This window comes from Neoroseomonas rubea, assembly GCF_016106015.1.
GTDB lineage: Bacteria > Pseudomonadota > Alphaproteobacteria > Acetobacterales > Acetobacteraceae > Neoroseomonas > Neoroseomonas rubea.
Genome location: NZ_JACADQ010000201.1, coordinates 1 through 7,237, shown reverse-complemented (window position 1 = coordinate 7,237; position 7,237 = coordinate 1). Strand labels below are relative to the sequence as shown.

Here is a 7,237-nt window from a genome sequence, read left to right as displayed (position 1 = left end):
CCCGCGCCGGGGCGGTTCTCGACCACGACCGGCTGGCCGAGCGCGGCGGCGAGCGGGGGGGCGAGCAGACGAGCAACGATGTCCGTCGTGCCGCCGGGCGCGAAGCCCTGGATGAAGCGCACGGGCCCGTCGGGCGCCCAAGGCGCCTGCGCGCGCGCGGGCAGCGCGGGAAGGCAGGCGGCGGCGATCAGCGCGCGGCGGCTCGGCATGGCAGGGCTTCCCGGTCGTTGGTCTCCCGCGCGCGGTCTCGCGCGGCCGGGTCGTGCGGTCAAGCCGGAGCGGCGGCGGGCGGGATGTCCTCGACGGCGCGGAACACCGGCTTGCCGGCCGCGGCGAAGCGGGCGACCTCGGCATCCGCCCCTTCGCTGGTCCCCGGCAGGCGCAGGATCGCGTCGCAGCGCTCGGCCAGCGCGAGGGAGAGCGGCATCATCACCTCCCCATACGCATCGCCCTCGGCTGCCGCGATGACCGGCAGCGCCATGTTCACGCCGAGGATCGGCACATGTCCCAGGCGGAACACGGCGAGCGCCGCGCGGTTGAGCGCCGCGAGCCGAACCGCGCGCCTCGCCGCGTCGGCCCCGCCGGAGGAATACGGCCCGGCGACCATGATCCACATCAGCCGAAGGTCGCGAGAAGGTCGTCCACCTGCGCGGGCGTGAGTTCGCGCGCGCCGGCGCCGCGCAGCAGCAGCGCGAGCCGCGCGGCTTCCTCGAGTTCCTCCGCCGCGTGCACGGCATCCTCCAGCGTGCGGCCCGACACGACCGGGCCGTGGTTGGCGAGCAGCACGGCTTTGGCGTCCTTCGCCGCCGCGTGGATGTCCGCCTCCATCGCCGCGTCGCCGGGGCGGTAGTAGCGGATGACGGGCAGGGTGCGGCCCACGCGCATGACGAAATAGGGCGTGAGCGGCGGGATCGGCGCCGTCTCGCCGGGCGCTGCCAGGCAGCCGATGGCGGTCGCGTGGGTGGAATGCAGGTGCACCACCGCCCCCGCATCGGGGCGCGCGGTCAGCACGGCGCGGTGCATGAAGACCTCCTTCGATGGCTTGTCGCCACCGATATGCGACCAGTCTGGCCCGAGCTTGCTGATCCGCGCGGGGTCGATCCGCCCGAGGCAGGAATTGGTCGGCGTCATCAGGTAGCCGTCGGGCAGCCGCACGCTGATGTTGCCCGCCGTGCCGACCGAATAGCCGCGCTGGAACAGGGATGCGCCGAGCATCGCCAGCTGCTGGCGGAGCGCCGACTCATCCATGGTCGAAGGCCTTCAGGAAGAAGTCGCGCGCGCCGAAATTGCCGGATTTGAGTGCCAAGTGGATGCCGCGCGGCGCGGCGAAGGTCCAGGGCACGCCCGGGTCGATCTCCGGCCCGATGCGCAGGGAGGTGACGCCGAGCCGCTGCACCACCGCGCCCGAGGTCTCCCCGCCCGCGACCACCAGCCGGCCGACGCCGCGCGCGACGAGGCCTTCCGCAATGGCGGCGACCGCTTCCTCGACCAGCGCCCCGGCGGCCTCCCGCCCCAGCTTCGCCTGAAGTGCCGCGACCTTGTCGGGCGGGGCGCTCGCCGCGATCACCACGGGGCGCGCGGCGTCGAGCTTTCCGTCGACCCAGGCCAGCGCCTGCGCCGTCAGCGCCGCGGCATCGGGGGTGGCGAGCGCATCGAGTTCCAGCACCGGCACATGGTCGCGCGCGAGGCCGATCTGCCCGAGCGTCGCGCGCGAACAGGAGCCCGCGACGACCGCCGCCGCACCCTGCATCGGCGGCAGGCTCGCCGCATCGCCGCGGTCCGGCAGCAGCCCGGCACGTCGAAAATTCTCGGGCAGGCCCATTGCCACGCCCGAGCCGCCGGTCACCAGCGCATGGTTCGCGACCGCTTCGCCGATCGCCATCAGGTGCGGGTCGCTGATCGCGTCCACGATCGCCCAGCGGCGGCCCTGGTCGACCAGCCGCGTCATCTCCCGCCGCATCGCCGCAGCCCCCTGTTCCACCACGGGGAAGGGGATCAGCCCGACCCCGCCCTCGGCCTGGCGGGAGAGCACGCGCACCAGGTTCGCATCCGTCATCGGCGTCAGCGGGTGGTGCTCCATCCCGCTCTCGCTCAACAGGGCGCCGCCGACGAACAGGTGGCCGAGATAGATGGTCCGCCCATTGGTAGGGAAGGCGGGGCAGGCGATGGCGAAGCCCGAGCCCAGCCGCTTCAGCAGCGCATCGCCCACCGGGCCGATATTGCCCGCATCGGTGCTGTCGAAGGTGGAGCAGTATTTCCAGAAGATTTGCCGCGCGCCCGCCCCGGTCAGCGCATCGCAGGCGGCGAGAGACTGCGCCACCGCATCCGCCGCGGGCACGGTGCGGATCTTCAGCGCGATGATGACGGCATCGGCCTCCGGCAGCGGGCCGTCGGGCACGCCGATCACCTGCACCGCGGACATGCCCCCCTTGACCAGCGTGTTGGCGAGGTCGGTCGCACCGGTGAAGTCGTCGGCGACGCAGCCGAGCAGCAAGGGCATGGGATCGGTCCTTCAGAAGACGGGCGTGCCGTCCTTGCGGAAATAGACGGACTTCCCGTCCGGCCCGGGGCGGATCATCAGGTCGTCGTCGGGGTATTCCACGCGCTCGAACAGCGTGCGGTCGCCCACTTCCAGGTAGAGCACATCGGCGGTGCCGCGGTTGACCAGGTGATGCGCATCGCCCGTGCCGGCCGGGAACCCCGCGCACATGCCGGGGCCGAGCGGCGTCTCCCCTGCATCGGTCACCAGGATCGGATGGCCTTCCAGGATGTAGACGAACTCATCCTGCTTCTCATGCGCGTGGCGCAGCGCCGAGGCCGCGCCTGGCGGCAGGCGTGTGAGGTTCACGCCGAAATTGCGCAGGCGGAAAATGTCGCCGAGCACGCGCTTTTCCCGCCCGCCGATCTTGTCCACCAGGTCGGGCGGATAGCCCGATGGCCGGGCGCGCGGCGGCACCTCGGCTGCGGCGACGGCGATGGGCGGGGTGTCCTCGGGCATGGCGGCCTCCTCACCCCGCGGGTGGCAGGGCCAGCACATCCTGGTGCCCGATGCGGGCGGAGAGAAGCCCGTCTGCGGCCTGTGCGCGGCGCGTCTCGATCCAGTCCTCGATCGCTGCCGCGCCGCGGCGTTCCCAGGCGAAGGCGGCCGCGCCGTGGCCGGTCGCGATCTCCTGCGCAAAGAGCCTCGAACGGCGATCGACGATCCAGTCCGAAGGTCCGCGATGGACGGTGAAGCCGCGCCCCGCGAAGGCCTCAGCGATGGCGCGCGGCGCCTCGGGGCCGAGGGCGACGCCGCCGAACCCCTTGTCCCGCCGCTGGTCGCGGCGGAAGCCGCGCATCACCAGTGCATCGGCCGGGTGGGGCGGGGAGAAGCGCTCCCGCCCCGTGACGTTCAGCGCGGAATAGAAGGGCAGGCGATGGCGCGCGCAGGCATCGGCCATGCGCTCCACCCAGTCACGGGAGACGAGGTCGCAGAGCGCCGTGCTGACGACCGCGTCCACCTGGTCGAGCGGCAGGTTCTCCGGCGCCTCGGCCAGGTCGGCGAGCAGGGCTTCCACCCGCCAGGCGCCGCCGGGTGCGTGGACCAGCAAAGTGCGACGGTTGGGCTGCGTCACGGTCCAGCCCACGCCATCCGCGCGGTCGGCGATGGTGTCGAAGGCGCGCTCGACCAGGGCGGGGTCGGCATCGACCAGCGTCCAGGCCTGGGACCGGCCGATGAAGTGCCCGAGCCAGCGCAGCAGGCTGCCCGTCCCGGCACCGAGGTCGAGGATGCGCGGCCGGGCCGGCAACGCGGCGGCGAGGGCCGCGGCGAGTTCCGGGTTGCGCGCGGCGGCGTCATGGGGCTCGCGCAGGTCGAGCCAATCCCCGTCGAAGGCCTCGGTCATGCGGCGTGCGCCTTGTCCAGTTCCGCGCGGAAGGCCTCGGCCCGGTCGGTCCAGCGGGGCAGGCGCTGGCCGCCCTGCCAGGCGGCCTCGGCCATCTCGGCACGGAGGTCGGCATCGAAGATCGGCCGGCGCATGCCCTTGGAGAGCGAGACATGGTCGTCGACCGGGGAGACGATGGCCGAACCCTGCACCACCACCTCCGCGATCGCGCCGCCGGCGGTGATGGCGAGCGGCAGGCCGCGGGCCATCGCCTCGGCCGCGGCCATGCCGTAGCCCTCCCAGCGCGTGGCCAGCGCGAAGAGGTCGGCGCCGTCATACAGCGCATCGAGCGCCGGCCCGCTCACCTCGCCCGCGAAGGCCACGCGGCCGGCGATGCCGAGTTCGTCCGCCAGCGCGCGCAGCCCATGCGCATGCGGCGGGTCGCGGCGTTCGTCGCCCGCGATCGTCAGCGACCAGTCGAGGTCGGTCAGACGGGCGAGGGCGCGCAGCAGCACGTCATGCCCCTTGCGCGGCACCAGCGTGCCGACGGACAGGATCGCGCAGCCCGGACCGCCGGAGCCCGCGGCGCGCGCGGCGGGGTCCGTGCCCGGTTCGACCACGCCGATCTTCGCGGCGTCCGTGCCGAATTCCTCGGGCAGGCGGCGGGCGGTGAGCGGGGAGGTGCAGACGAGCCGCGCGCAGGCGCCAAACAGCGCGCGTTCCTTCGACTTCAGCACGGTGCGCGTCGATTCCGCGAAGCCGTGCTCGAGCGCCGTCGGGTGATGGATCAGCGCGACCGCGCGTCGGGCGGACAGCTCCTGCGCCAGCGGCAGGAAGGCGGGCAGGCCGAGCCCGTCGATGACGATGCGCGCATCCGCGGGCAGGGCGGCGAGTGCGGCGCGGGCGCCTTCCGTCGCGGCCTCGTCCGGCGCGGGGTGGCTGCCGGGCAGTTCCACCACCTCGACCGTCTCGCCGAGGGCGCGCAGCCCCTCGACCATCCGGCGGTCGTAGATGTAGCCGCCGGAGATCGCGTCGAAGGGGCCGGGGACGAGGAGGTGAATGCCGCTCAAGCCGCCGGGGCCCCTTCATAGGCCGCCCAGGCGACATGGCTTTCGCGCAGCAGCACCTTCAGCCCCGTCACGGCGCGGCCGCCATCGCCGAGCCGGCCTTCGGCCAGCGCGGCCGAGAGCAGCTTGTGGATATGCGCGCAGAGGAATTCGGTCGTGGTGTTCTGGCCGGCGAATTGCGGCTCGGCATCGAGGTTCCGGTAGTCGAACCCGTCCAGGATCTTTCGCAGTTCCACCTTCGCCGCGGCGATGTCGACCAGCAGGTTCAGGTGGTCGAGCTGCGGGGCGCGGAATTCCGCCTCCACGACGAAGGTGGCGCCGTGCAGGCGCTGCGCGGGCCCGAATTCCGCACCGCGGAAGGAATGGGCGATCATGACGTGGTCGACGACGGTGAGGCTGTACATGGCTGTCCTTCTATCCGGCGCGGGGGGCGGCGTCACGCCGCGTAGGTGACGAGCGGGCAGAGCGGCGCGAGCGCCCCGGGCGGCGGGTTCAGCAGGCCGGGCATCGCCGCCGGCAGGTCCTCGAACCGCGTCGCGGGGCCGACCAGCGCATCGAGCCGCGGATCGGCCAGCAGCGACAGGGCAAGGGCCATGCGCTCCCCATGCGTCCGCCGCCCGCGCATGGCGGGGGCGACCGCGCCGACCTGGGTCGAGACGATGGAGAGGCGTTTCGCGTGAAACGCTTCCCCGAGCGGAAGGCTCGCATCCCGGTCGCCGAACCATGACGCTTCGACGATGCGCGCTTCGAAGCCGCAGAGTTCGAGGGCGCGGCGCAGCCCGGCCGGGTCGGCGGAGGCGTGGATGACGAGGTCGCGGTTGGCCGGCGCGTCCTCGGGCGGGGTGAAGCGGGCGCCCAGCGCCTCGGCGGTGGCGCGGCGGCGGGGGTCGATGTCGCAGATGGCGACGTCCATGCCGGGGATTCGGGCGAGCAGGCAGGCGACGAGCAGCCCGACCACGCCGGCGCCGATGACGAGGGCGCGTTCGCCGGCGAGCGGCCTTGCGTCCCACAGCACGTTCACCGCCGTTTCCATGTTGGCGGCGAGCACTGCGCGCGCGTCGGGCACATCGTCCGGGACGGGGATGCACATCGCGGCGGGGGCGAGGAATCGGTCCTGGTGCGGGTGCAGGCAGAAGACGCGCCGGTCGCGCAGGTGGTCGGGCCCGTCCTCGACGGTGCCGACCGCGCTGTAGCCGTACTTGACGGGGAAGGGGAATTTTCCCCCCTGGAGCGGGCAGCGCATGGCGTCGTGCTGGCTCTCGGGCACGCGCCCCGCCAGCACCAGCCGTTCGGTCCCGCGCGAGATGCCCGTCGCGTGTGTGCGGATGAGCGCCTGGTCGGCGTTTGGCGCTGCCAGGCTTTCGGTGCGGATCTCGCACTGCCCTCGTGCGATGGTCCAGAGAGCGCGCGCCGTGGTCATGTTTCCTGCTGCCCTCTGCCGTCAGGTGCCAAGGAGACAAGGAAGGAGGGGGATTCGGGGGAGTTCCCTCCCCCGATGCTTTCTTTTCTTCACTGTTGTCCCGGCCGCGCGCGGTGCAGCGGGATGTCGAGCAGGATGTCCGGCGCGATGTCGTGCACCGTCCACGAAAACCGCAGCCCGTCCGCGATGCGCGCCACTTCCGGCAGGGTGAAGGCCGGGATGCCGGAGCCGAGCAGCACCGGCGCGACGGTGACGTGGAGATGGTCGAGGCAGCCGGCGGCCAGGAAGCGGGAGACGGTCAGTCCCCCGCCTTCGACGAAGATGCGGGTGAGGCCGCGCGCGGCGAGCGCGGCGAGCAGCGCGGCCGGCGCGATGCCGCCGGAGGGTTCGCGCGGCAGGCGCAGCACATCTGCGGTGCCGTGGCGGTCGGTCCCGGGGGTGTCCTCGGCGCAGGCGAGCAGTGTCGGGGGGCCGTCCTGGAACACGCGGTGGTCCGCGGTCAGGCGGCGATCCGTGTCGATCACGACGCGCACCGGGTCGGGGCCTTCGACTTCGCGCGTCGTCAGGCGTGGATCGTCGTGGCGCACGGTGCCGGCGCCGACCACCACCGCGTGGCAAAGCGCGCGCAGCCGGTGGGTGTGCAGGATGTCGCCTGGCCCGCCGATCCATTGGCTGCTGCCGGAGGCTGTCGCGATGCGCCCGTCGAGCGTCTGCGCCAGCCGCCCGACCACGCGGCAGCCATCGGGGGCGGTGGGCGGGGCGAGGATCGGCGCGAAGAGCGGCGCGAGCGGCCCCGCGGCCGTCGCCGCGCCGTCGCGCGCCGCGAGCAGCGCGGCCCATGCCGTATCGGTTTCGGCCTTGTCCATCGTGGCGCCTCATGCCCGAAG

At 73.2% G+C, this 7,237-nt stretch carries 9 protein-coding genes and 1 pseudogene; all 10 read right to left on the bottom strand.

Annotated elements, in window-relative coordinates:
* Positions 1 to 209: pseudogene (locus HW577_RS16840) on the bottom strand (Bug family tripartite tricarboxylate transporter substrate binding protein); the annotation flags it as partial.
* A gap of 59 nt (positions 210 to 268) precedes the next feature.
* Positions 269 to 607, bottom strand: a complete 339-nt coding sequence (locus HW577_RS16835) for a DUF1937 family protein (RefSeq protein WP_198377306.1) — start codon at positions 605 to 607, stop codon at positions 269 to 271.
* 8 nt (positions 608 to 615) lie between these two features.
* Positions 616 to 1,248: a 3-oxo-tetronate 4-phosphate decarboxylase gene (gene otnC / locus HW577_RS16830; protein WP_198377305.1), complete on the bottom strand. Its 633-nt coding sequence runs from the start codon at positions 1,246 to 1,248 to the stop codon at positions 616 to 618.
* Positions 1,241 to 2,500 (bottom strand): 3-oxo-tetronate kinase, encoded by a 1,260-nt coding sequence (gene otnK, locus HW577_RS16825; protein WP_198377304.1) that lies wholly within the window; start codon positions 2,498 to 2,500, stop codon positions 1,241 to 1,243. Before otnK ends, otnC begins: the two co-directional genes overlap by 8 nt.
* A gap of 12 nt (positions 2,501 to 2,512) precedes the next feature.
* On the bottom strand, positions 2,513 to 2,998 hold the full coding sequence (locus HW577_RS16820; RefSeq protein ID WP_198377303.1) for a cupin domain-containing protein: 486 nt from the start codon (positions 2,996 to 2,998) through the stop codon (positions 2,513 to 2,515).
* A gap of 10 nt (positions 2,999 to 3,008) precedes the next feature.
* On the bottom strand, positions 3,009 to 3,884 hold the full coding sequence (locus HW577_RS16815; protein WP_198377302.1) for a class I SAM-dependent methyltransferase: 876 nt from the start codon (positions 3,882 to 3,884) through the stop codon (positions 3,009 to 3,011).
* Positions 3,881 to 4,933 (bottom strand): glycosyltransferase family 4 protein, encoded by a 1,053-nt coding sequence (locus HW577_RS16810; protein ID WP_232475006.1) that lies wholly within the window; start codon positions 4,931 to 4,933, stop codon positions 3,881 to 3,883. The genes HW577_RS16815 and HW577_RS16810 overlap by 4 nt, the downstream gene beginning before the upstream one ends.
* Positions 4,930 to 5,334: a 6-pyruvoyl trahydropterin synthase family protein gene (locus HW577_RS16805; protein WP_198377301.1), complete on the bottom strand. Its 405-nt coding sequence runs from the start codon at positions 5,332 to 5,334 to the stop codon at positions 4,930 to 4,932. Before HW577_RS16805 ends, HW577_RS16810 begins: the two co-directional genes overlap by 4 nt.
* 32 nt (positions 5,335 to 5,366) lie before the next feature.
* Positions 5,367 to 6,350 carry a zinc-dependent alcohol dehydrogenase gene (locus HW577_RS16800; protein ID WP_198377300.1) on the bottom strand — a complete coding sequence of 328 codons (984 nt, stop codon included), beginning with the start codon at positions 6,348 to 6,350 and terminating at the stop codon, positions 5,367 to 5,369.
* Between the two features lie 89 nt (positions 6,351 to 6,439).
* Positions 6,440 to 7,216, bottom strand: a complete 777-nt coding sequence (locus HW577_RS16795; RefSeq protein ID WP_198377299.1) for a RibD family protein — start codon at positions 7,214 to 7,216, stop codon at positions 6,440 to 6,442.
* Positions 7,217 to 7,237 lie beyond the last annotated feature (21 nt).

Coding starts and splice junctions, on each gene's coding strand:
- HW577_RS16835 (WP_198377306.1), bottom strand. CDS start 607: ATGGTCGCCGGGCCGTATTCCTCCGGCGGGGCCGACGCGGCGAGGCGC.
- otnC (WP_198377305.1), bottom strand. CDS start 1,248: ATGGATGAGTCGGCGCTCCGCCAGCAGCTGGCGATGCTCGGCGCATCC.
- otnK (WP_198377304.1), bottom strand. CDS start 2,500: ATGCCCTTGCTGCTCGGCTGCGTCGCCGACGACTTCACCGGTGCGACC.
- HW577_RS16820 (WP_198377303.1), bottom strand. CDS start 2,998: ATGCCCGAGGACACCCCGCCCATCGCCGTCGCCGCAGCCGAGGTGCCG.
- HW577_RS16815 (WP_198377302.1), bottom strand. CDS start 3,884: ATGACCGAGGCCTTCGACGGGGATTGGCTCGACCTGCGCGAGCCCCAT.
- HW577_RS16805 (WP_198377301.1), bottom strand. CDS start 5,334: ATGTACAGCCTCACCGTCGTCGACCACGTCATGATCGCCCATTCCTTC.
- HW577_RS16800 (WP_198377300.1), bottom strand. CDS start 6,350: ATGACCACGGCGCGCGCTCTCTGGACCATCGCACGAGGGCAGTGCGAG.
- HW577_RS16795 (WP_198377299.1), bottom strand. CDS start 7,216: ATGGACAAGGCCGAAACCGATACGGCATGGGCCGCGCTGCTCGCGGCG.